The organism is Pseudomonas sp. PP3, assembly GCF_905336995.1.
GTDB lineage: Bacteria > Pseudomonadota > Gammaproteobacteria > Pseudomonadales > Pseudomonadaceae > Aquipseudomonas > Aquipseudomonas reinekei.
Map to the genome: position 1 here is coordinate 5,368,279 of NZ_HG995459.1, position 21,135 is coordinate 5,389,413.

Sequence of the window (21,135 nt, forward strand, 5' to 3'; positions counted from 1 at the left end):
GGCTGATGGCACGTCTGGGTTATTTTTATCGTAATTCAATTACGCATAACGTAATTTGATTGGTATTGACCGTCAAGCTATAAAGACGCCCATTCGTCCCGGGATCACAGCACCGCCATGGAAAAGCCCAGCAGCGACAGCAACGGTAAACAGAAAGTCCGCTCCGCCGAGGTGGGCACCGATATCCTCAAGGCGTTGGCCGAGTTGTCGCCTTCGACATCACTCTCGCGTCTGGCCGAACATGTGCAGATGCCGGCGAGCAAGGTTCACCGCTATTTGCAGGCGCTGATCGCCAGCGGTTTTGCCGAACAGAATGCGGCGACCAACCATTACGGCCTGGGCCGTGAAGCCTTGCGCGTTGGCCTTGCAGCCCTCAACAGCATGGATGTACTGAATGTCGCCGCCCTGCCCCTGGCCGAATTACGCGATGACTTGAACGAAACCTGCTTTTTGGCGGTATGGGGCAATCAGGGCGCGACCGTGGTCCGCATCGAACCCGCGGTGCGTGCGGTCACGGTGGTGACGCAACTAGGCTCGGTGTTGCCTTTGCTCAGCTCTTCGACTGGCCTGGTCTTTGGCGCCTACCTGCCAAAGCGCGAAACCGTGGAACTGCGCGACCGGGAGTTGCAGGAGCATGCCAATCACGCACTGGAAGATGAGCAGGCTTATGCGCAGATGTGCGAGCAGATTCGCGCGCGTGGCCTGCATCATGTGCATGGCTTGTTGATGCCCGGCGTGGATGCCTTGTCGGCACCGGTGTTGAACGCAATGGGCAATGTCGTGGCCGTGTTGACCGTGGTCGGCCCGACTTCGCTGTTTCATGCCGACGAGAACGGCCCGGCAGCACAGCGCTTGCTGGCCGCGACGCGCGCCGTCAGTTGGCGAATGGGTTATCAGGCAACGCCAGCCAACGCCTGAAAAGGGTTGTGCCGGCATTACTCCCGGGAAATCAGCCCCAACTTTTTCGCTATCGCCACCGCTTGCGTGCGACGCTCCACACCTAACTTGCTATGAATTCGCCGTGCATGGGTTTTCACCGTATGCAATGAGATGAACAACTGTTCGGCGATTTGCTGATTGGAGTTGCCTTGGGCAATCAGGCCAAGTACCTCCAGTTCCCGACCGCTCAACGGGTTGCTGTCCATTGTGGCCGCAGACTCGTCGTCCACGCCGTAACGGCTTAGCAAGCTCGGTTGACGCAGTCGCAGTTCACACACGGCCTGTTGCTGTTGACCACGCCCTGCCAACTTCAGGCCCGCCTGCAATGCCGAGGTTGCCAGTTCAGTCTCGCCGATCAGGTCCGCCACTTCGCAGATAGCCAACTGCAATTCCGTTTCCAGCGCCAGCATTGCGTGTTGCTGTGCGTGATCGAGCAAGGTTTTGAGCCGTTCGAGCGGCTGTTGCGCCTCTTGCAATCGGGTTTGAGCAAGCACCAGTAAATACTCGACTCGGGCAATCAGCATGAAAGTCGCTGGAGGTGCCTGACGGGCATACGGCCCGCGGTAGTGACGCAGCACCCGGGTCAACGCTTCGCGCGCCAATTGCGGGCGCCCCTGCTGCAACCAGAAATGACTGCTGATCTGCAGCAACACACCCCGATAAACCGTATCGGGAATCTGCCGCTGCTGCATCAGGCGCTCGGCTTCGCGCAAGCGATCGAACGCGTGGGCGTAATCGCGTTGATTGGCGGCCAGTTGCGCCTGCCCGAGAAAACCATACAGCGCACGCTTGTCCTGACTGTGCAGACAGTCCTGCAAACCGGACTGGAAGAATTCGGCGGCCACTGCGTCCTGCCCCTGACAAAGCGCCAGCCGCCCGCGCTGCAAGGCAATTCTTCCCAGCAACGGCGTCGGGCGATCAGCCTGTCGACTCAACATTTCATGGATATCGGCCAACAAACTTTCGGCTCGTCGGGGAGCGCCTCGCAGCTCCAGCAATTGTGCATGATCCAGTTCAAGCAGGCCTTCAAACAGCAACGAACCCTGCGCACGGGCCAGGCACAACGCCTCACGATTGAAGGCCTGCGCAGCGTCAAGTTCGGCGTTGAGCAAGGCCTGTTGGGTCAACCCGGACAGGCACAATAGACGCGCAGGCCAGGCATCCGGAGACAATTCATCCAATGCATCGATAAAGTGCGCACGTGCCGCGTCCACGCGCCCCAACAGATGCAAAAGCCAACCTTGTTGTGCCTGCCAGCGTGCCAGCAGTTGCCGCTGCAGCGTGGCGCTCGGTTGCGGTGCGAACCGGGCCAGTTGCGCAATGCACTCGGCCGCCTGGTCGAAGCGTCCGGCGAACAACAACGCCGCCGTGATCAGACCGACCAACTGCGGTGAGCCGAGGGTCAACCCTTCGCCCTGACGCTCATGCAGATTCAACAACAAGCGCACGTTTTCTCGACGGAATAAATGCTCAAGGCTGAAGTGCTGCAGCAGACTGACGGCGACCTCGAACTCTTGCGCCAGCAGCGCGTGTTCGAACGCCCCCTGCCAGTCCTCCTCGGCGCAAAACCACTGGCATGCGCGCCGATGCCAGGCCCGCCCCGCCGAACCGCGCTCGTCCCCCATGGCCCTGGCCAGAGGCACAAACACCCGCAGCCATTCGGCGGAGTCCTCCCACGGTTCGATAAAACAACCCATGTCCTGCAGGGCATGCAGCCACTGCGCACCTTCGCCGGCACCGAAAAGATGCTCACAGAGGCTGGCATTGAATCGCGGAAAATGCGCCAGTACCTGCCACGCTTCAATCAGTTCCGGCGCCAGCGTGCTGAACAGTTCGTGGTGCAGATAGTCGAGCAGTGTCGCCGAGCGTTCCTGTTTGTCCTGCTCGGCGGCCCACTGGCAGCCGCCAAGCAAGGCAATACGTACACCGGCACACCAGCCGCCACTGCGCTGGATAATTCTGCGGGCGGTATGGGTGGCGAGTACCGGCTCGACATGGCTCAGAAAATGCTGGACTTCACACTCGGTGAACACCAGCGCACGCGCCTCGCACTCGTACAACTCATCGTCGAGCATCAGCCGGGGCCAGTTGCATTGTGGACGTCGGCGCGAGGCCAGCCACCAATTCAACCCGGGGCTTCTGACCGCCAGTAGCCGATCCAGAAAGCGATCGAGTTCCGGGTTGGAAACCCGGCAATAATCGTCAATGAACAACCAGGTCGGCGTCTGTAAATGGGTCAGGTAATCCAGCAACTCAGGCTCGTCCAACGAACCCAAACCCAGCGCTTGCGCCAGGCGTTGCTGAAAAGCGCCGACATCCAGGGACTCCCCGGCCATCGGCAACCAACACAGCCGACAGTCCACCGGCGCGCGCAACAGGCACTCGGTGAGCAGCGCACTCTTGCCGCTGCCGGCGGGTGCGCAGAGCAACTTCACTCGAGCCGTCGAAGCCAGCAACGGCTCGACCAAACGCTCACGAGTCAGGTGATGGGAGGACAAGCGAGGCAGAAATCCAGGACGGTCCAGACACAACGTCATGGCAGTCATAGTAGTGCGCCTTTTATAGTTGTGGCGCCACCCTAGCCCCCTCCCGAGCGCTTATTGAAGAAGTATTCAGCACACTGATTTGCAGCCATAAAAAAGGTGACTGCGAGGTCACCTTTTTGTGCAGGAGGCTGTAGGAAGATTACCTCACACCTGTACTCCTGAGCGCTGCCGGTGTGTAGTCCCCAGCTTTTGCCGCGATGTTGAATTCGAAGCTGCGCTTCTCCTCGTTCTTCATCCCCAAGGCAATGTAGCGACCGGCAATCAAGTCATACAGCGCTTCGACGGTATAGGCCGGCACCTGATGATCGTAGTAGAACTGCGCATGCCCTTCGGCCACTCGCCACAACTGGCCGCGACCGTCGTAGTGGTCCGCCAGCGCCACTTGCCAGGTGTCTTCATCGATGTACATATGGCGCTTGGCGTAGACATGCCGTTCGTTAGGCTTGACCGTGGCCACCACCTCCCAGACCCGGTGCAGCTCATAGCGGGTCAGGTCCTGGTTGATATGGCCGGCCTTGATCACGTCCGTGTATTTAAGGTCAGGCGAGTCGAGTTTGTAGCTGTTGTACGGGATGTACATTTCCTTCTTGCCGACCAGCTTCCAGTCATAGCGATCCGGCGCGCCGGAAAACATGTCGAAGTTGTCGGTGGTGCGCAGCCCATCGGACGAAGTACCCACACCGTCATACGCCACTTGTGGCGCGCGCCGCACACGACGCTGGCCGGCGTTGTAGATCCAGGCTTTGCGCGGCTCCTGGACCTGGTCGAGCGTCTCGTGAACCAGCAACACGTTGCCTGCCAACCGTGCCGGCGCGGTCACTTCCTGTTTGAAATAGTTGAGAACGTTCTCATCGCTACCCGGTTTCAAATCACCCAGCAGCGATGGCACGGCCACTTCGTCCTTGAATCGGATGACGGTGAAATCGCCGTTGGACTGCGGCGTTGCCTGGGTAATGGTGCGACGCAGGTTACCGCCGTGATAACGGGTGATGTGGTTCCAGATCACCTCGACCCCGTTCTTCGGAATCGGAAAAGCGTAGTAGCGATTGCCGGTGAAATTGGCCAGGCCGTTGCCGTCGTTGGTCGGCGTCACGTTCAACGCGCTGCGTTTGGCCGCTTCATAGACTTCCGGCGGCAGGGCCGCGGTGCGGTGGCTCGGGTAGACCGGAATCTTGTAGGTTTCGGGGTAGCGCTTGAACATCGCGACCTGCCCGTCAGACAACTTGTCCTTGTACTTGTCGACCGTGGCCGCGGTAATGATGAACAGCGGCTTTTCCTTGGCGAACGGATCGGCCAGGAAACCCTTGCTGTCCACCGCCCCGGCATTTTTCGGGATACCACCGGTCCACGGCGGAATCGAGCCGTCGGCATTGCCGGCCTTCTCGGCGCCCAGCGGCGTGAGCGTGGTGCCGAGCTTGTTGGCTTCTTCCGCCGATACCGCGGCCATCACGTTGACGGCCAGCAGACTCAGGGCCAGTGCGGAACCGAATTGCAGAATCATCTTGCGCATTGAATTCATCCTTTCAGCCAGATCAGAAGTTCACGCCAAAGCTCAACGCCACGAAGTCGCGGTCTTCGAGCACGTTGTAGTCACCACCGAAGAAGTCGGTGTAACTGAGGCTTGCGTTGTAGGTGTTGCGGTAGTCCGCATCAACACCGAGGCTGACGGCCTTGGCACCTTCGTTGAACAACCCGTTGGGGCCGTAACCGGCGACGTCGTGGGACCACGAAAGGTTGGGTTTGAAGTTGATCCCGGCGATGACGTTGTTGTAATCGAGGATTGCCCGGGCGCGATAACCCCAGGAAGTCGAGGTCACGAAACCGTCGGTGTCGCCACCGAAACCGTACTGCCCGTAAACCGAATCGCGGCCATAACGCAGCTTGCTGCGCGACTCCAGGCCACCGACCCGCACCACCGCCGCTTCGCCCACCAGGGTCAGGCGATCGGCGCCGGCAATCTGATCGATGAAGTGCGTCAGGGAGCTCTGGATCTGCGTCACTTCCTTGCGGCGATAGCCTTTGTTGTCAGCGCCCGGCGAGGTCGCAATCGGTGAAGCTGCGCCCCCGGCAATGGGGTTGAGCAACGCCAGCGTCAGGTCGTTGGTGTTGATCTGCACCGGCGCGTTGGGGCGATAGCTGATTTCGCCGGTCCACGCCGTACCGGTAGGCAGCGTCGTGGAAAAACTCGCACCGTAGAGGCGAATGTCTTCGGGGTATTCGAGGTAATACTGACCACGCCCGAGCATCACACTCTGCGCCAGACCCGCACCGCTACCCGGCGCAATGCGGTTGGCCGTGGTGATGATTCCCGGAATGCTGGCCAGCGTACTGAGGCCGGCGGTGGTGGTGCCGACCGTCGGCGTACGGCTGTGGTAGTTCATGAAATACAGACCGTACTCGGTATCGTCTCCCAGCCAACGCAACGCGGTCCCCCACTGCCCCGAATCCCGCGCATCGCGGTCGCCACCACGGGGTACGACCACGCCTTCGCTGGTCACCTCGAAGCCCTGGCCAAAGGCTGCAGCAATCGGTTGCAACGGCGCAATGGCCGGGTTGGCAACCGTGTACCCCTTGTCACACCCGTCCGCCACCACGTCGCCCCCGAAGAAAGTGCCGCAGTTGTCGACGACGGTCTGGTCCCACTCCAGTTGATAGAAGCCTTCGACGGTCAACTTGTCCGTCAGGCCTTGGGAGGCAAACAACATGTTGACCGGAATCAGCCCTTCCTTGATCTCGGCGCCAGGACGGCGGAATGCGGAAACGTCGACCGGGTTGATGCTGTTGATCGAGTTGCCGATGAAGGTACTTTCACCCCAGCTCACGACCTGTTTGCCGGCGCGAACGGTCCCCGGCAGATCAGCGATGGAATAGTTGTGATAGACGAAGGCGTCGAGGATCTGCGCACCGGAAGACTTGGAACCCTCTTTTCGATTGTGATCGCTGATCGGCTTGAACGGCCGGTCTTCGTCCTTGAGCTCGAAGTCGTACCAGTACTTGCCGCGGACGAACACGCCGGTATCGCCGTACTTCAATTCAAGGTCGTGAATGCCCTTGAAGATCTTCGAGAAGGTTTCGCCCTTCTTGAAATTCAGCCGCCCGTCATCACCGGTCGACGCCTGCCCGCTACCGCCATTGACCGTGCCCACCAGGGCATCATCTGCATCGCGCATGCCCCAACTCGCGCCGACCGACAGCGAAGAGTCGAACGTCCCTTCGATTTCCCCGATGTTGAATGAAACAGCCTGTGCCTGGGCACAGCAGCCCAAGGCAACCGCGGCAGCCAACGCCTGCGGAGTGAAGATGGCGCGCATTGTTGTTTTTGTCATGCGTCTTCCCCGGTGAGTGACAGAAGGCCTCACCCTACTGCCGCCCGCCGAGTGCGATAAGCGCACCAAGGAGGTATTCGTGATGTACCTCTAAAGGATGACTGGCGGTGTGGAACGTGGGATTGCGCGGGGTATAAATGGACGCGATGTGGCGGCATCAGTCGAATTCATCGACTACGCTGCAAGCAGGCTAACTGTTACGCACACGGTAACGGTGCATGTCCGTAATCGCTGTTTTTCCGTTGCCGGCGAAGACTTATTCTTGCCGGGCTTTCACGCAAAACAGCCGGAAAGCGCGAAGCAACGACAAGCGATCCCGCCCTGTAGCTCGCAACAGATTTCAGATGATTTGAACGTTTCGAACCATCGCCCCGTGTACACCGACGTTGATTTGTAGCTCCTGGATCCAACGTCTTGCTTTGGCCGCTGCGTTTGCAGCGGCCTTTTTTATGGGCGTTTGTTTTGTGAGCCAGCGTATCTCGCTCGATGTTTAAAACTAGTCCTACAGAACACTTCCTATAACTGCATAGGAAACCTCTTTTCAGGCAGAAGACAAACCTGTCTTTAGCCCCACCCTTTCGAAAACTCTCACAACCCTCTTCGTAAATACTCACAAGCTTCTCAGACCCATTACTTTCAGCTTTACGCTAATTTATAACCGCACTGTTTTCCGGCATCTCCGGCAGTCCCTCCAATCTTTACGATGTTCTGGGATCTGTGGAGTAAGTCTGGTGTTACCAACGATAACGAACAGATAATTTCAAAAACTTGGTTGAGAGCAGTCTAATGATAGAGGGAGCACCGGTTCCCACGCAGATTGCGGATAAGCTTCGAGGACGGATGTTTTCAAGCTTTGACGCTTTTTGCAGGGCATTTTGGAAGGCCGTAGCTGATGATGCTTTTTTGAGCGGCCAATTTACACAACTTAGACAAATGGACATGAAACGCGGACTTGCTCCGGTATCAAACTATTATTCGAAGGCACCTATTCATCCGAAGACGAGCACGATGCAGTTGTAGAAAATATCGTACTCACCTCAGAACATCCCGATGGAACGGGTATTTTGTATGACCCAAGAGAAGGTATCGAGGACAGCCCAAGCGGAGTATTGAACTCAATAAAACAATGGCGTTCGGCTAGCGGAAAGCCGGGATTCAAGCCTGACCAAAATAACACCACCACGCAGCTGTAAATCAGAGGTTTGGCACAATTCAACCGTCAATCCCTGGCGAAATTTCCCCCAAAAAACTGAGTACGACAATGATCGATAAAGAAACAATGGAGCAGCTTTGTCTACATCTTCGTCGAAAGACTCGTTCTAACCCAGACACAATCATGGTTGGGCGCCTTGAGCGGATCTTGCAAGGCGCACTGGAAATGACTGACACAGATCGGCGATTTTACGTACATACCCTACGGATGGTTGAAAGATTTCGAGCCATGGGTATAGCTGATGATTTCATACCCAAAAGTAATCCATCCATCTGGAACAATGTCCATACCGCTGCATTGGAGGACCTCAAGCTCAGCGACGATGAAACGCTACGCTATACAAATGAAGCGATAGAGGTATCTAAAAGACAAGAGCTTCAGGCATATGAAAACGTCACAGGGACAAAAGTTTCGATTACCGCTCTTGAGCAGATCGTAAAGAACGAGTCAGTAAAAGACTTGTTGCTGGTTTTTGCGATTAGTCTGGCTTTTCCTTCAATAGATCGACTGTTTGGACGATATCGATTCGAAGTGATTGCCAATGGTGAACTGGTGAGAACCTATGAGCAGCTTTTCCATGACGGTGTTATCGCTGAAGGTGTAGCCGCAATCGCAGTCAAAGGACTGAACTGGGATACCCCTGATTTCGTCACAATAAAAAAATACGCTTGAACCCAGATATCCCCAAGCCGTATCCCTGCGCCTTGGGGCATCCACAACCCTTAAATCGCATACTTCTGCAAATTCCCCATCATCTCCTTCAACGCCTCAATATTGTCCTTCGGATGCGCCGCGCCTTCGAAATCGCAAATCTGCTGCCAATGCGCGGCCACGTCTTCCGGGGAGAACCCTACCCGTGGATCAAACCCGGCGCCGAGGCTGCGTTCCCAGCGGACTTTGCCCATCCAGCCGCCACCGACTTCAAACAGGCCGGAGGTTTCCTGGCAATTTTCGCTGGCCAGGTACACCACCAACGGGCTGACGAGTTCAGGTTTGAGTTGTTCGAACACTTGTGGCGGGATCAGGCCTTCGGTCATGCGGGTGCCGCCGGTGGGGGCGATGGCGTTGACCAGGATGTTGTTCTTGCGGCCTTCGATGGCCAGGGTGCGGGTCAGGCCGTAGAGGCCGAGCTTGGCCATGCCGTAGTTGGACTGGCCAAAGTTGCCGTAGATGCCTGAAGTGGATGCAGTGAAGATCACCCGGCCGTAGTTTTGCTCGCGCATGTGCGGCCAGGCGGCGCGGGTGACTTTGTAGGCGCCTTCGACGTGGACGCGGTAAACCAGGTCCCAGTCGGCGTCGTCCATTTTGTGGAAGGTTTTATCACGCAGAATCCCGGCGTTGTTGACCACCACGTCGACCCGGCCGAAGGCATCGAGGGCGTGCTGGACCAGTTTGTCGCCGTCGGTGACCGAGTCGTGGTTGGCCTCGGCGGTGCCGCCGGCCTCACGGATTTCCGCCACCACGCGATCAGCCGCCGAGGCATTCGCGCCTTCGCCCTGGGCCGAGCCACCGAGGTCATTGACCAGCACTTTCGCGCCCTGTTTGGCGAACAGCAGTGCATGCGCCCGTCCCAGGCCGCCACCTGCACCGGTGATGATCACGACTTTATCTTCGAAGCGCACAGACTCATTCATGTGGGAAAACTCCAGCAGGCCAGGGACATTACCTTGGAGTGTCAGGCACGGCGCTACGGCTCACAATGAACACGGGGGAGGCTGAATGGTGTGCGATAAGGCTGGGGGATGATGAGCCCCAGCCTTCAGGAACAAGCGACTTTGAGCGAGGGCAACACCAACCGGTCGCGAAACGCGAGGTAATGCTTGAGCACCTGGCACGGTGCTTCGATCTGGGGGTAGTGACCAATGTCGGTCAACAGCACGGTGTCCGCATCGGGTATCAACTCGCGATAACGCGTGACCATGTGTTCGCCGGATATCGGATCGACTGCGCCATCGATCACCCGCAGCGGCACGTCACTTCGCTGCATGGCACTGACCCAGCGATCACGCTGCACACGTCGCTCAGGAATGTAGCTGATCAACTTGTGCATGATCCGTGGCCCGCGATTGCTTTCGACCAGGCTCCAAAAATCATCCATCTCGCTTTCGCTGGGACGGGTCTGGGGGCCGAAAATCTGGCGGAAGCTTTTTACCAGGCCGTCGCGACTGAAGGCGCGACCAATCATCCAGCCCAAGGGGCTGAGCAGCAGTTTTTGCATCAAGACCGGACGGTGGGTTTCCGGGAACAAGCCGCCATTGAGGAATACGCAACTGGCGAGGTTGATTCGCGCTTCGTAATGCCGGGCCAGCAGCTCCTGGGCCACGCTGTCGCCATAATCATGGGCGAATACGTGCACGGGTTGCTCGACATGCAAATGGGCCAGCAACGCCTGTTGCAGGTCGGCCTGCTCCAGCAGGCTGTATGCGTGGTTCACCGGTTTGGCCGAATCGCCGAAGCCCAGCATGTCGCAGGCAATCACCCGATAGCGCTGAGACAACGGTTGCCAGAGGTAATGCCAGTCCCAACTGGCAGTCGGGAAGCCGTGGATGAGCAACAGCGGCTCACCCTGCCCTGCCGTCCAGTAATGGATGGTCTGACCATGGAACTCGAAAGTCTGGCCGCGTTTGCGCCAGACACTCAGAGGGATCTCGGTGAGTGGCATTAGAGTTTATAACCCGGGTCTTGTTTATCGAGTTTGCGCAGCAGCGCCGGCCAGGCCAGCGCTCCGCCCATTCCTTGGGAGCTTTTGGTGACCCCGGCGATCATCGCCTTGGCACCGGCAAGAATCTGCGGTTCGATGGCGATCAGCTCGGCACCACCGTTCTGCGCCATGACTTGAATGTCGCAGGCGCGCTGAAAGGTAAACATCATCAGGAAGGTATCGGCGATGGTGCTGCCGCAGGTCAACAGACCGTGGTTGTGCAGCATCAGGAAATTGCTCTCGCCGAGATCGGCTTGCAGTCGCGCCTTCTCTTCGTGATTCAGCGCAACGCCTTCATAGGCGTGATACGCGAGGCTCGACAGGACAAACAGCGACTGCTGGCTGATGGGCAAAATCCCTTGCTTCTGCGCCGAGACCGCCACACCCGACGCCGTGTGGGTGTGCAGCACGCAGACCACATCGTGGCGGACTTCGTGCACGGCGCTGTGGATGGTGTAGCCAGCCGGATTGATCTCGTAGGGACTGTCCATCAGCTTGTTACCGGCCTGATCGACCTTGACCAGGCTCGACGCGGTGATCTCGTGAAACATCAAGCCGAACGGGTTGATCAGGAAATCTTCGGTGCCAGGCACTTTGGCGGAGATGTGGGTAAAAATCAGATCGTCCCAGCCGTGCAGGGCCACCAGGCGATAACAGGCCGCGAGGTCGACACGGGCCTGCCATTCCGCTTCGCTGACCAGGTCTTTGACGCTGTGTGAGGATTGGACGGGGGCTACGCTCACGGCAAGGAACCTCGGCTCTTTTTTATTGTGGAGTGCTTCCAATGACTACCGAGTCTAGTCAGCCTCCGGGGTTCCCGTAGTTGCATTGGCAGCCAGCTTGATGGCCGAACGAGTCAGTGGCTCAAAGAGTTTGGATCCGTGTCAAAGTACCGCCGCCAAGTAAGCCGAGGCGCCCCTTTGAAGCAGCCTCGACAGATCCGTGACAAGCCATTGAAGCAAACGTTGAAGCTGTCGATTAACCGCGCAATGCGCTGATCAGTTCTGCCAGCCAGGGCTCGGCATCGGTTTCCGGAGTGACACTTTCACTGGCGTCCAGACGCAGCATCGGCAGGACTTCGCGAACCCCCAATTCACCGAACAATTCGCGCATCAATTCGCCACCGCCGCAAAAGGTATCGCCATAGCTCGCATCACCCAGCCCGATGACCGCGCCCGGCAAGCCACGCCATGCGGCTGGCAACTGGTCGCGAATCGAGAAATACAGCGGTTGAAGATTGTCCGGCAATTCGCCCATGCCTGTGGTCGACGTCACGGCCAGAAAAGCCTCAGGACCGAAGGCCTGGATATCGGCAAGGCTTGCACGTGGGTTGTACGAAGTTTCGAAACCGGCGGCGTTCAAAATGTTCGCGGCGTGACGGGCTACCTCTTCAGCCGTGCCGTAGACCGAGCCGGAAATGATGGCGACTTTCATCAATCTGATCCTGAAGCTGAGTGAAAGAGCGGGATATTAACAGCACGGCGTGCATTGTTCTTTTAGAATGCCGCAGACAACCAACAAGGAAGGGTTTCTCCGATGATCAACGCAAAGCTGCTGCAACTGGCCATCAATGCCTCCAACGACGGCATCGTGATTGCCGAGAAGGAAGGCGAACAAGACAAGATCCTGATTTACGTTAACCCCGCATTCGAACGCCTGACCGGATACACCAGCGAAGAAATCCTCTATCAGGATTGCCGTTTTCTTCAGTCCGGAGACCGCGACCAACAGGCCCTCCCGCTGATCCGCGATGCCTTGAGCAACGAAGGTTCCTGCCGGGAAATCATCAGAAACTATCGCAAGGACGGCACGCCCTTCTGGAACGAGCTGTCGATTTCCACGGTGAAAAATCCGAATGACGGGCAGGTTTACTTCATCGGCGTGCAGAAAGACGTGACCGTTCAGGTCAAGGCGCAACAGCGGGTTGCACAGCTTGAAGCGCAGCTGGCGGAAGTCCAGGCCGAGCTTGCTGCAATGAAGGCGACGAACGGCGCAAACAAATCAGCGAATTAGTTGTCATTAACTACAATCACCAATGACTTTGTAACTATATCTTTCGAGTCTGCTATGCAACGCGACGCGCTCCTGACCCAGGATGAGCTGGATTTTATCCAGACCATGCAACATAACCCGCAACTCAATGTGCGGGATGCGACGTCGAGTCTGCTCGTCAACGGTGGTTCGCAGATCCGTGACCTGCTCACGCGCCTGGCCGCGCATGAGCAAGTCACCATCCAGGCCAACTTCGAAAATCAGCAGATGACCTTCCCCCTGCACCTGGTGGAAGACGAGTTTCACGCGATGCATCTGCGACTCGGCGTTCCCAGCATTTACGAGGACGGCCCTTTGATCCGCCCGTGGCGGCTGGTGCTCGACGAGCCGGTAGCGCTTGAAAATGCCAAGGGCCAGCCCGGCACGATGTGGGTGCATGAAGTGTCGTTCAAGGGTGTGCTGCTGGAAGTACGCAACAAAACCAAGGCGCCGAAGCATTTCGCCTTGTGGTTCAGCCCCTCAGGCTATGAGCGAATCGCCTTGCGCGGCACGTTCGAGAAGGAAACCGAACAAGGCTTTTATGCCTATCAGTTGAGCCAGGACGACAAGGATGAAACCGAGCGTCTGCGCCAGTACATCCTGCAGCAGCACCGCCTGACCCACCCCTCCCTGCATCTCTGACGCTCAGGTATCCAGACCGCCGGCCAGGAATTGATTCAGGCGCTGGCGCATCACCGTCCCCTCGTTACCCAGGCAACCAATCGACGATCCGGCCAGGCTTTCTTGCGCCAGATCCGACGCATCGCCCGCCAACAGCACCGGACAATCCAGGCTCATCGCCAAGCGATTTAAACGCCGGGGCAGCTCGGGGGTGGGCACATAGTTGGAGAACAGCACCAGCGCTTGCGGCTTGATTCGCTCGCACACCAGGGTCAATTCATCAAACGGTTGGCCAATGGTCAGCACGCGCACTCCCGTTTGCCCGGAGCCGAGAAACAGCGCAGCAATCAGCAGCTCAAGCTCACGGCATTGTCCCGCGAGGGCGCTGACGATGACTCGCCTTGGCTGTTTATCGCGAATCAGCAGTAAACGCTGCAACACCCTCGAACGTAGAAAACCATCAAGGAAAAGCCACTCGCTGGTCCGGCCGAAGGTGTCCTGGCGTTGCAGCAACTGCTTCCAGAGCGGCAGCAAGATGTCCTGAAACACGACCGGCTGCGAGTACGTGGAAAAGATCTGTCCGTAGACCTGATCCAGCCGCGCCTCGTCGAAAGCCACGACAGCGGCCTCGACCTGTTGCTGCCATTGCGCGTAGTCGGCCTGCACAAGGTCATTGGGAATGAGGTGCGACAAAGCCTGAAGCGGCGCAGCCTTGGCCAGTATCTTGCCGACCTTGCTGACCGCCACGCCGCGTTCGATCCAGTCGAGAATGCTGCGAACGCGTTCAATATCGGTCATCGAATACAGACGATGCCCACTTTCGGTGCGCGTCGGCACGATCAGCCCATATCGGCGCTCCCAGGCACGCAGGGTCACCGGGTTGACGCCGGTCATACGCGACACCTCGCGAATGGGGAAAAGCTCATCCTGCTCAAGTGCGACGGACTGGCTGGCATCCGACGCGATGTCAGTGATTTCGGGCATCTGGCTCAACATCCTTGTATCGTTCGAGCCCCATTCTAACTCCCGCGCTCCATAAAGATTCCGTAAAAATTCAATACCGCTCACAGCAAAAATTGTCACAGACGCTTCGAGCAGAATCAGGAATAATCTTTGCTTGTCACGAGACGCAGCCCATCACCCCGGCGCTGCGCCTGGCGAAACTCCTATCCGGAGAGTCGCAATCGAAATACGGAGATACAAAATGTCTACCTCCCCCGTCACGCTGATGGTTGCGCGCCGCGTTGCCAATGGGCGCTATCAGGACCTCATCACCTGGCTGCACGAAGGCGAACAACTGGCCACCGACTTCCCCGGTTATCTCGGCTCCGGTGTGCTCGCTCCGCCGCCTGAAGATGACGAATTCCAGATTATTTTCCGCTTCGCCGACGAACAGACCCTGCACGCCTGGGAACATTCGGTCTCGCGCACCGCCTGGCTGGCACGTGGTAGCGACTTGTTCGCCCACCCGACAGAACATCGGGTCAGTGGCATCGAGGGCTGGTTTGGCGCGGCAGGACAACGTCCGCCTCGCTGGAAACAGGCGGTGGCGATCTGGCTGGCGTTTTTTCCGGTTTCTCTTTTGTTCAACTTTGCCCTGGGGCCGCTGTTGAATGAAATGAGCCTGCTGCCTCGGGTCATTGTCAGCACCCTGTGCCTGACGCCGTTGATGGTTTATTTCTTCATTCCGCTGTCGACCCGACTGCTGGCCAACTGGCTCAACAGCACGCCGACGCGACGATTGTCCGCCGAGCCTTCCACGCAAAACCGCTAAAAGATCGCAGGCATCGCACGGCTCGTCGCTGGTATAGTTTTGCTCTCACCGCGACGCGAGCCGTTCATGACCTCTTCCGCAGCCCCTATCCTCATTACCGGTGCCGGCCAGCGTGTCGGCCTGCATTGTGCGCAGCGATTGCTCGAAGACGGTCATCAGGTGATCTTCAGCTACCGCACTGAACGCCCCGGCGTGCAGATCCTGCGCGACCTGGGAGCGACGGCGGTGTTCGCGGACTTCGCCAGCGAGGCCGGCATCCTTGCCTTCATCAGCGAACTGAAAACCCATACCGACAGCCTGCGGGCAATTGTCCACAATGCCTCCGAATGGCTGGCCGAAACCCCGGACACCGACGCAGCCGCCTTCACCCGCATGTTCAGCGTGCACATGCTGGCGCCCTACCTGATCAACCTGCATTGCGCTGACTTGCTCGAGCGTTCGAGCCCCGCCGACATCGTGCACATCAGCGACGACGTGACGCGCAAGGGCAGCAGCAAGCACATCGGCTACAGCGCCAGCAAAGCCGGGCTCGAAAACCTGACCCTGTCCTTCGCCGCAAAGTACGCGCCGCAGATCAAGGTCAACGCGATAGCGCCCGCCCTGCTACTGTTCAACCCTGACGACGACGCGGCCTACCGCGCCAAGGCACTGGGCAAATCCGCGATGGGCATCGAACCCGGCAGCGAAGTGATCTACCAGAGCCTGCGATACTTGCTCGACAACCCTTATGTCACCGGCACGACCCTGACCGTCAATGGCGGAAGGCACATCAAATAAGTGTCCCGCGAGGATCTTCCATGACGTTATCCCTGCCTCAGAATTTTCGAGAGATCCTCATCGGTCTCGGTGAAAATCCCGACCGCGAAGGCTTGCGCGACACGCCGATGCGCGCGGCCAAAGCCATGCAGTACCTGTGTCATGGCTATGAACAGAGTGTCGAGCAAATCGTCAACGGCGCGTTGTTTGCGTCCGACAACGATGAAATGGTGATCGTCGACAACATCGAGCTCTATTCACTGTGCGAACATCACATGCTGCCCTTCATTGGCAAGGCGCATGTGGCTTATATTCCAACGGGCAAGGTGCTGGGCCTGTCGAAGATTGCACGGCTGGTGGACATGTTCGCCCGTCGTCTGCAAATCCAGGAAAACCTCACCCGGCAAATCGCCGACGCGGTGCAAGCAGTGACCGGCGCGGCAGGCGTCGCGGTGGTCATTGAGGCCCGACACATGTGCATGATGATGCGCGGCGTCGAGAAACAGAATTCGACCATGAACACCTCGGTGATGCTCGGCGCCTTTCGCGAGTCGAGCAACACCCGTCAGGAGTTCCTGCAATTGATTGGACGGAGCAAGTAGTAATGCCACAACTTCAACCAGGCATGGCACGCATCCGGGTCAAGGACCTGTGTTTGCGCACTTTCATCGGCATCAACGAAGATGAAATCCTCAACAAGCAGGATGTGTTGATCAACCTGACCATCCTCTATGCGGCCCAGGAAGCGGTACGTGACAACGACATTGATCACGCGCTGAACTACCGCACCATCACCAAAGCGATCATCGCCCACGTGGAGGGCAATCGCTTTGCCTTGCTCGAACGGCTGACCCAGGAAATTCTCGATCTGGTCATGGCCAACGCTTCAGTGCTGTATGCCGAAGTCGAAGTCGACAAACCCCACGCGTTGCGATTCGCCGAGTCGGTGTCGATTACGCTTGCAGCGAGCCGCTAGCTACAAGCCACAAGCGTCAGGCTGTAAACTGGCAGCCACCGCAACCCAACTTGCAGCTTGAAGCTTGTCGCTTGAAGCTGTCTCGCAGAGACCGCCATGAACGATCAACAACGCCTCGAACTCGAAGCCGCGGCCTTTCGCCGGCTGGTGGCCCATCTGGACAGCCGCAAGGATGTGCAGAACATTGACCTGATGAACCTCTCGGGTTTCTGCCGCAACTGCCTGTCCAAGTGGTACAAGGCCGCTGCCGACGAACGCCAGATCGACGTCAGCCTCGATGACGCCCGTGAAGTGGTTTACGGCATGCCGTATGCCGAATGGAAAGCCCAATTTCAGCAAGAAGCCAGCGCCGAACAGCAAGCGGCGTTCGCCAAAGGAAAACCCAATGAGTGATTTGAACACCCTGCGCGCCAGCCTCAAGAGCGGTGAACACGCTTTCGCCGACACCCTGGCGTTTATCGCTGCCGGTTACGACTACCAGCCTCAGGCCTTCAACAATGGCGGCGTGGAAAACGCGGCCGGGCAGAACGAAGGTTCGTGCAAGACGTTGGGTCTGGCGTTGCTGGAAGGCCTGAGCGATGAAGAAGCGCTGCTGGCGTTTGGCGAGCATTACCGTTCGGTACTGGCAACGCCTGAAGGCAGCGATCACGGCAACATCCGTGCGTTGATGGTCCACGGTTTGGCCGGGGTGAAATTCACCGGGCAGCCCCTGACTCGCCGCTAAGCGTCAATGAACCTTGTGGCGAGAGAGCAAGCTCCCTCGCCACAAGGTTTCCCCGCCCTGGAGAACATCCTGACTTTTAAGATTGATCCGGCCACTTTATTTCGTTTGCCCGATACCGCTGCTCGCGGCTTAGATAAAAGAAGCCTCCCTTCTTCTGAGTCGGTCATCCATGCGCAGCGAATCCATTAGCCAGTCGATCAACATCGTCCATCCTGTCACGCTCAGCCACGGCAAAAACGCCGAGGTCTGGGACACCGACGGCAAACGCTTCATCGATTTTGTCGGTGGCATCGGCGTGCTCAACCTCGGCCATTGCCATCCGCGCATCGTCGAAGCCATTCGCGAACAAGCCACCCGGCTGACCCACTACGCGTTCAATGCCGCGCCTCACAGGCCCTACATCGACTTGATGGAGCGCCTCAGCGCCTTTATCCCGGTCGATTACCCGGTCAGCGGCATGCTCACCAACAGTGGCGCCGAAGCCGCTGAGAACGCGCTGAAGATCGTCCGTGGTGCCACCGGCCGCAGCGCGGTGATTGCCTTTGACGGCGCCTTCCACGGTCGCACCCTGGCCACCCTCAATCTCAACGGCAAGGTCGCGCCCTACAAACAGAAAGTCGGCGTGCTGCCCGGGCCGGTCTATCACTTGCCCTTCCCCAGCCAGGACAACGGCGTCACCTGCGCCGAGGCCCTGAAAGCGATGGAGCGTCTGTTCAGTGTCGAAATCGACGTCGAGGACGTGGCTTGCTTCATCGTCGAGCCAGTGCAGGGCGAAGCCGGCTTCCTGGCCATGGATGTGGCGTTCGCCCAGGCGCTGCGCCGTTTCTGCGACGAGAAGGGCATTGTGTTGATCGCTGATGAAATCCAGTCCGGTTTCGGCCGTACCGGGCAGCGCTTTGCATTCTCGCGACTGGGCATCGAGCCGGACCTGATCCTGCTCGGCAAAAGCATCGCTGGCGGCGTGCCGCTGGGTGCGGTGGTCGGACGCAAGGGGCTGCTCGACAACTTGCCCAAGGGCGGGCTCGGCGGTACCTATTCGGGCAATCCCATCGCCTGTGCTGCTGCATTGGCGACGCTGGATGAAATGACGGATGAGAATCTGCAAGCCTGGGGTTCGCAACAGGAAGAGGCGATTGTCAGCCGCTACCAATCCTGGCGTGATCGCCAGCTGACGCCGTACCTCGGGCGCCTGACCGGCGCTGGCGCGATGCGCGGTATCGAGCTGAGCAATGCCGACGGCACACCCGCCGCGGCGCAGTTGACGCAACTGCTGGCCTTGGCGCGTGATGCCGGTTTGTTGTTGATGCCTAGCGGCAAGTCGCGACACATCATTCGACTGCTGGCGCCGCTGACCACTGAAGCTGCGGTGCTCGAAGAAGGCCTGGATATCCTTGAAGCCTGCCTGGCAAAGCTGACCTGACCTCGCCCCCTACAATTCTGATTTGTGTTGTCCATGAAAAAACCGGCCGAAGCCGGTTTTTTCATATCGACGAAAACTCAATCAAGCGTTCTGCAGACCGTCGAGGTAACGCTCGGCATCCAGTGCCGCCATGCAACCGGCGCCAGCCGAGGTGATGGCCTGACGGTAGACGTGGTCAGCCACGTCACCGGCGGCGAAGATACCTTCCAGGTTGGTCGCGGTGGCGTTGCCGTCACGGCCGCCGTGCACAACCAGGTAACCGTCTTTCAGGGTCAACTGGCCTTCGAACAGCGAAGTGTTCGGGGTGTGGCCGATCGCGATGAACACGCCGTCGACTTTCACTTCGTCGAAGCTGCCATCGTTGTTCTTCAGGCGAGCACCGGTCACGCCCATGTTGTCGCCCAGGACTTCGTCCAGGGTTGCGTTCAGCTTAAGGATAATTTTGCCTTCGGCCACGCGAGCATCGAGCTTGTCGATCAGGATCTTCTCGGCGCGGAACGTTTCGCGACGGTGGATCAAGGTTACGGTGCTGGCGATGTTGGCCAGGTACAGGGCTTCTTCAACGGCGGTGTTGCCACCGCCGACCACAGCAACCGGCTTGTTGCGGTAGAAGAAACCGTCGCAGGTCGCGCAGGCCGAAACGCCTTTGCCCATGAAGGTTTCTTCGGACGGCAGGCCCAGGTAACGAGCGCTGGCGCCGGTGGCGATGATCAGGGCGTCGCAGGTGTAGGTCGCGCTGTCGCCAGTCAGGGTGTACGGCTTGGCAGCGAAGTCCACGGCATTGATGTGATCGAAAACGATCTCGGTTTCAAAGCGCTCGGCGTGCTCGCGCATCCGCTCCATCAGCGCCGGGCCGGTCAGGCCGTGGACGTCGCCAGGCCAGTTGTCGACTTCGGTGGTGGTGGTCAGTTGACCGCCGGCCTGCATGCCGGTGATCAGCAGTGGCTTGAGGTTGGCACGGGCGGCATACACCGCAGCGCTGTAACCGGCAGGGCCGGAACCGAGAATAATCACTCGCGAATGACGGACTTCAGACATGACCTGCTCCTGTTGACCGGCCCGGAACACCTGGCGCGGAACGCCGGATCACCGGCGGGAATAAAAAAGAACGGTTGAAAGCACTTGGGGAAGGCTTGAACACGACCGTCCTGTAAAAAGATTGGGTGCAGCGTATCGAGGGGGCGAAGATTAAGGAAATACGGTTTAACAATCCAGCTCATAGGTGGTCTCTATCCCGTCAGCGTGATTTTCACGACGCCTTTGTTACAGTGAATGTCGATACCGCTGCCGTGCTTTCACCTGTCAGGCAAAGCCGGTAAGGTCGGCGCGTTTACCCTCAGCTCGGAGCACGTTATGCCCGCCCCCGTTCTTTCCGGCCCGCAATATCTGCGTGAAGGCCTCAAACTGGTCCTCAGCCCCGGCCTGCGTTTGTTCGTGTTGCTGCCGCTGGCAATCAATCTGGTGCTGTTCGTCGGATTGATCTACCTGGCCGGCCATCAGTTCAGCCTGTGGGTCGATACGCTGATGCCTTCCCTGCCCGAGTGGCTGAGTTTCCTCAGTTACATCCTCTGGCCGCTGTTCGTGGTGCTGGTGGTGTTAATGGTGTTCTTCACTTTCACCATGCTCGCCAACATCATCGCCGCGCCGTTCAACGGATTTCTCGCCGAGAAAGTCGAGGTGGTGGTGCGCGGCACCGATGACTTCCCGGCCTTCAGCTGGGGTGAGCTGGTCGCGATGATCCCGCGCACCCTGGCCCGCGAGATGCGCAAGCTCGGCTACTTCCTGCCGCGGGCTATCGGGCTGTTCATCCTCTCGTTCATCCCGGTGGTGAACATCATCGCCGCACCGCTGTGGCTGCTGTTCGGGGTGTGGATGATGGCGATCCAGTACATCGACTACCCGGCGGATAACCACAAGCTGGGCTGGAACGAAATGCTTGCCTGGCTGCGCGAGAAGCGCTGGCAGAGCATGGGTTTTGGCGGCAGTGTTTACCTGGTGCTGCTGATCCCGGTGGTGAATATCTTGATGATGCCGGCCGCCGTGGCCGGGGCGACGCTGTTCTGGGTGCGCGAGCGCGGCGCGGAGAACCTCGTGGTGCAACGCTGACG

The 21,135-nt window shown here is 58.5% G+C and carries 23 protein-coding genes; 14 read left to right on the forward strand and 9 right to left on the reverse strand.

Going from position 1 to position 21,135, the window contains the following annotated elements; translation table 11 throughout:
* Positions 1-117 precede the first annotated feature (117 nt).
* Positions 118-918: an IclR family transcriptional regulator gene (locus KHO07_RS24425; RefSeq protein WP_212625772.1), complete on the forward strand. Its 801-nt coding sequence runs from the start codon at positions 118-120 to the stop codon at positions 916-918.
* 17 nt (positions 919-935) lie between these two features.
* On the opposite strand, the gene KHO07_RS24430 is transcribed toward KHO07_RS24425, so the two are convergent.
* The 3 genes from KHO07_RS24430 to KHO07_RS24440 all read right to left on the reverse strand — a co-directional run bounded on the left by KHO07_RS24430 (position 936) and on the right by KHO07_RS24440 (position 6,811).
* Entirely contained in the window at positions 936-3,485 is a 2,550-nt protein-coding gene (locus KHO07_RS24430; RefSeq protein WP_212625773.1) for a LuxR C-terminal-related transcriptional regulator, read from the reverse strand.
* A gap of 139 nt (positions 3,486-3,624) precedes the next feature.
* Positions 3,625-4,995, reverse strand: coding sequence for a DUF1329 domain-containing protein (locus KHO07_RS24435; RefSeq protein ID WP_212625774.1), 1,371 nt, complete (start codon positions 4,993-4,995; stop codon positions 3,625-3,627).
* 22 nt (positions 4,996-5,017) lie between these two features.
* On the reverse strand, positions 5,018-6,811 hold the full coding sequence (locus KHO07_RS24440; RefSeq protein ID WP_212625775.1) for a DUF1302 domain-containing protein: 1,794 nt from the start codon (positions 6,809-6,811) through the stop codon (positions 5,018-5,020).
* An 840-nt stretch (positions 6,812-7,651) separates the two neighbouring features.
* On the opposite strand from KHO07_RS24440, the gene KHO07_RS29450 reads away from it, so the two are divergent.
* The 3 genes from KHO07_RS29450 to KHO07_RS29310 all read left to right on the forward strand — a co-directional run bounded on the left by KHO07_RS29450 (position 7,652) and on the right by KHO07_RS29310 (position 8,696).
* Positions 7,652-7,831: a hypothetical protein gene (locus KHO07_RS29450; protein WP_348532552.1), complete on the forward strand. Its 180-nt coding sequence runs from the start codon at positions 7,652-7,654 to the stop codon at positions 7,829-7,831.
* Positions 7,774-8,004, forward strand: a complete 231-nt coding sequence (locus tag KHO07_RS24450) for a bacteriocin immunity protein (protein ID WP_212627687.1) — start codon at positions 7,774-7,776, stop codon at positions 8,002-8,004. Before KHO07_RS29450 ends, KHO07_RS24450 begins: the two co-directional genes overlap by 58 nt.
* Before the next feature lie 68 nt (positions 8,005-8,072).
* Positions 8,073-8,696 (forward strand): hypothetical protein, encoded by a 624-nt coding sequence (locus KHO07_RS29310; protein ID WP_244858248.1) that lies wholly within the window; start codon positions 8,073-8,075, stop codon positions 8,694-8,696.
* A 50-nt stretch (positions 8,697-8,746) separates the two neighbouring features.
* On the opposite strand, the gene KHO07_RS24460 is transcribed toward KHO07_RS29310, so the two are convergent.
* The 4 genes from KHO07_RS24460 to KHO07_RS24475 all read right to left on the reverse strand — a co-directional run bounded on the left by KHO07_RS24460 (position 8,747) and on the right by KHO07_RS24475 (position 12,159).
* Positions 8,747-9,658, reverse strand: a complete 912-nt coding sequence (locus KHO07_RS24460; protein ID WP_212625776.1) for an SDR family oxidoreductase — start codon at positions 9,656-9,658, stop codon at positions 8,747-8,749.
* A 125-nt stretch (positions 9,659-9,783) separates the two neighbouring features.
* On the reverse strand, positions 9,784-10,686 hold the full coding sequence (locus KHO07_RS24465) for an alpha/beta hydrolase (RefSeq protein ID WP_212625777.1): 903 nt from the start codon (positions 10,684-10,686) through the stop codon (positions 9,784-9,786).
* The gene (locus KHO07_RS24470) at positions 10,686-11,468 is read right to left on the reverse strand and encodes a class II aldolase/adducin family protein (protein WP_212625778.1); all 783 of its coding nucleotides are present in this window, start codon (positions 11,466-11,468) and stop codon (positions 10,686-10,688) included. The genes KHO07_RS24465 and KHO07_RS24470 overlap by 1 nt, the downstream gene beginning before the upstream one ends.
* A gap of 235 nt (positions 11,469-11,703) precedes the next feature.
* A complete protein-coding gene (locus KHO07_RS24475; RefSeq protein WP_212625779.1) occupies positions 11,704-12,159 on the reverse strand; it encodes a flavodoxin in 456 nt (151 codons plus the stop codon).
* Between the two features lie 102 nt (positions 12,160-12,261).
* On the opposite strand from KHO07_RS24475, the gene KHO07_RS24480 reads away from it, so the two are divergent.
* Positions 12,262-12,738, forward strand: coding sequence for a PAS domain-containing protein (locus tag KHO07_RS24480; protein WP_150731859.1), 477 nt, complete (start codon positions 12,262-12,264; stop codon positions 12,736-12,738).
* A gap of 54 nt (positions 12,739-12,792) precedes the next feature.
* Positions 12,793-13,398: a hypothetical protein gene (locus KHO07_RS24485; RefSeq protein WP_212625780.1), complete on the forward strand. Its 606-nt coding sequence runs from the start codon at positions 12,793-12,795 to the stop codon at positions 13,396-13,398.
* Positions 13,399-13,401: 3 nt separating this feature from the next.
* On the opposite strand, the gene KHO07_RS24490 is transcribed toward KHO07_RS24485, so the two are convergent.
* Positions 13,402-14,361: a MerR family transcriptional regulator gene (locus KHO07_RS24490; protein ID WP_212625781.1), complete on the reverse strand. Its 960-nt coding sequence runs from the start codon at positions 14,359-14,361 to the stop codon at positions 13,402-13,404.
* 220 nt (positions 14,362-14,581) lie between these two features.
* Between KHO07_RS24490 and KHO07_RS24495 the strand changes: the two genes are divergently transcribed.
* The 7 genes from KHO07_RS24495 (at position 14,582) to KHO07_RS24525 (ending at position 19,027) form a co-directional block, all read left to right on the forward strand.
* Complete coding sequence (locus KHO07_RS24495) at positions 14,582-15,151, forward strand: antibiotic biosynthesis monooxygenase (RefSeq protein ID WP_150731856.1); 570 nt, start codon at positions 14,582-14,584, stop codon at positions 15,149-15,151.
* 66 nt (positions 15,152-15,217) lie between these two features.
* Positions 15,218-15,928, forward strand: a complete 711-nt coding sequence (folM, locus tag KHO07_RS24500; RefSeq protein WP_212625782.1) for a dihydromonapterin reductase — start codon at positions 15,218-15,220, stop codon at positions 15,926-15,928.
* A gap of 20 nt (positions 15,929-15,948) precedes the next feature.
* Complete coding sequence (gene folE / locus KHO07_RS24505) at positions 15,949-16,509, forward strand: GTP cyclohydrolase I FolE (protein WP_075947591.1); 561 nt, start codon at positions 15,949-15,951, stop codon at positions 16,507-16,509.
* Between the two features lie 2 nt (positions 16,510-16,511).
* Complete coding sequence (gene folX, locus KHO07_RS24510) at positions 16,512-16,883, forward strand: dihydroneopterin triphosphate 2'-epimerase (RefSeq protein WP_007970304.1); 372 nt, start codon at positions 16,512-16,514, stop codon at positions 16,881-16,883.
* A gap of 96 nt (positions 16,884-16,979) precedes the next feature.
* Positions 16,980-17,276: a DUF1244 domain-containing protein gene (locus tag KHO07_RS24515; protein ID WP_075947592.1), complete on the forward strand. Its 297-nt coding sequence runs from the start codon at positions 16,980-16,982 to the stop codon at positions 17,274-17,276.
* Positions 17,269-17,607 (forward strand): HopJ type III effector protein, encoded by a 339-nt coding sequence (locus KHO07_RS24520; RefSeq protein ID WP_212625783.1) that lies wholly within the window; start codon positions 17,269-17,271, stop codon positions 17,605-17,607. The genes KHO07_RS24515 and KHO07_RS24520 overlap by 8 nt, the downstream gene beginning before the upstream one ends.
* Before the next feature lie 169 nt (positions 17,608-17,776).
* A complete protein-coding gene (locus KHO07_RS24525) occupies positions 17,777-19,027 on the forward strand; it encodes an aspartate aminotransferase family protein (RefSeq protein ID WP_212625784.1) in 1,251 nt (416 codons plus the stop codon).
* 81 nt (positions 19,028-19,108) lie between these two features.
* On the opposite strand, the gene trxB is transcribed toward KHO07_RS24525, so the two are convergent.
* On the reverse strand, positions 19,109-20,065 hold the full coding sequence (trxB, locus tag KHO07_RS24530) for a thioredoxin-disulfide reductase (protein ID WP_212625785.1): 957 nt from the start codon (positions 20,063-20,065) through the stop codon (positions 19,109-19,111).
* Positions 20,066-20,380: 315 nt separating this feature from the next.
* On the opposite strand from trxB, the gene cysZ reads away from it, so the two are divergent.
* Positions 20,381-21,133, forward strand: coding sequence for a sulfate transporter CysZ (cysZ, locus tag KHO07_RS24535; protein ID WP_075947597.1), 753 nt, complete (start codon positions 20,381-20,383; stop codon positions 21,131-21,133).
* Positions 21,134-21,135: the final 2 nt, after the last annotated feature.

Coding starts and splice junctions, on each gene's coding strand:
- KHO07_RS24425 (WP_212625772.1), top strand. CDS start 118: ATGGAAAAGCCCAGCAGCGACAGCAACGGTAAACAGAAAGTCCGCTCC.
- KHO07_RS24430 (WP_212625773.1), bottom strand. CDS start 3,485: ATGACTGCCATGACGTTGTGTCTGGACCGTCCTGGATTTCTGCCTCGC.
- KHO07_RS24435 (WP_212625774.1), bottom strand. CDS start 4,995: ATGCGCAAGATGATTCTGCAATTCGGTTCCGCACTGGCCCTGAGTCTG.
- KHO07_RS24440 (WP_212625775.1), bottom strand. CDS start 6,811: ATGACAAAAACAACAATGCGCGCCATCTTCACTCCGCAGGCGTTGGCT.
- KHO07_RS29450 (WP_348532552.1), top strand. CDS start 7,652: ATGTTTTCAAGCTTTGACGCTTTTTGCAGGGCATTTTGGAAGGCCGTA.
- KHO07_RS29310 (WP_244858248.1), top strand. CDS start 8,073: ATGATCGATAAAGAAACAATGGAGCAGCTTTGTCTACATCTTCGTCGA.
- KHO07_RS24460 (WP_212625776.1), bottom strand. CDS start 9,658: ATGAATGAGTCTGTGCGCTTCGAAGATAAAGTCGTGATCATCACCGGT.
- KHO07_RS24465 (WP_212625777.1), bottom strand. CDS start 10,686: ATGCCACTCACCGAGATCCCTCTGAGTGTCTGGCGCAAACGCGGCCAG.
- KHO07_RS24475 (WP_212625779.1), bottom strand. CDS start 12,159: ATGAAAGTCGCCATCATTTCCGGCTCGGTCTACGGCACGGCTGAAGAG.
- KHO07_RS24480 (WP_150731859.1), top strand. CDS start 12,262: ATGATCAACGCAAAGCTGCTGCAACTGGCCATCAATGCCTCCAACGAC.
- KHO07_RS24485 (WP_212625780.1), top strand. CDS start 12,793: ATGCAACGCGACGCGCTCCTGACCCAGGATGAGCTGGATTTTATCCAG.
- KHO07_RS24490 (WP_212625781.1), bottom strand. CDS start 14,361: ATGCCCGAAATCACTGACATCGCGTCGGATGCCAGCCAGTCCGTCGCA.
- KHO07_RS24495 (WP_150731856.1), top strand. CDS start 14,582: ATGTCTACCTCCCCCGTCACGCTGATGGTTGCGCGCCGCGTTGCCAAT.
- folM (WP_212625782.1), top strand. CDS start 15,218: ATGACCTCTTCCGCAGCCCCTATCCTCATTACCGGTGCCGGCCAGCGT.
- folE (WP_075947591.1), top strand. CDS start 15,949: ATGACGTTATCCCTGCCTCAGAATTTTCGAGAGATCCTCATCGGTCTC.
- folX (WP_007970304.1), top strand. CDS start 16,512: ATGCCACAACTTCAACCAGGCATGGCACGCATCCGGGTCAAGGACCTG.
- KHO07_RS24515 (WP_075947592.1), top strand. CDS start 16,980: ATGAACGATCAACAACGCCTCGAACTCGAAGCCGCGGCCTTTCGCCGG.
- KHO07_RS24520 (WP_212625783.1), top strand. CDS start 17,269: ATGAGTGATTTGAACACCCTGCGCGCCAGCCTCAAGAGCGGTGAACAC.
- KHO07_RS24525 (WP_212625784.1), top strand. CDS start 17,777: ATGCGCAGCGAATCCATTAGCCAGTCGATCAACATCGTCCATCCTGTC.
- trxB (WP_212625785.1), bottom strand. CDS start 20,065: ATGTCTGAAGTCCGTCATTCGCGAGTGATTATTCTCGGTTCCGGCCCT.
- cysZ (WP_075947597.1), top strand. CDS start 20,381: ATGCCCGCCCCCGTTCTTTCCGGCCCGCAATATCTGCGTGAAGGCCTC.